The organism is Pseudomonas juntendi, assembly GCF_009932375.1.
GTDB classification, from domain to species: Bacteria; Pseudomonadota; Gammaproteobacteria; order Pseudomonadales; family Pseudomonadaceae; genus Aquipseudomonas; species Aquipseudomonas juntendi.
Window position 1 is genome coordinate 1 of the sequence record NZ_BLJG01000475.1, and the last position, 204, is coordinate 204.

The following is a 204-nucleotide window of genomic DNA, read 5'->3' on the forward strand; positions in this document are numbered from 1 at the left end:
CCAGCGGCGAGTACAACCTGTTGGTGGTGCTGGCGCGCAACGCCGGCGAAGTGCTGAACCGCGACCGCATCCTGCAGCAACTGCGGGGCATCGAATTCAATGGCACCGACCGCTCGGTGGACGTGGCCATTTCCAAGCTGCGGCGCAAGTTCGACGACAACGCCGGTGAAGCGCGCAAGATCAAGACCGTATGGGGCAAGGGCT

1 protein-coding gene is annotated in these 204 nt (G+C 63.7%); it reads left to right on the plus strand.

Going from position 1 to position 204, the window contains the following annotated elements; translation table 11 throughout:
* Positions 1 to 204: winged helix-turn-helix domain-containing protein (locus GYA94_RS26800; protein ID WP_174824221.1), on the plus strand; the 204-nt coding region annotated here is incomplete at both ends.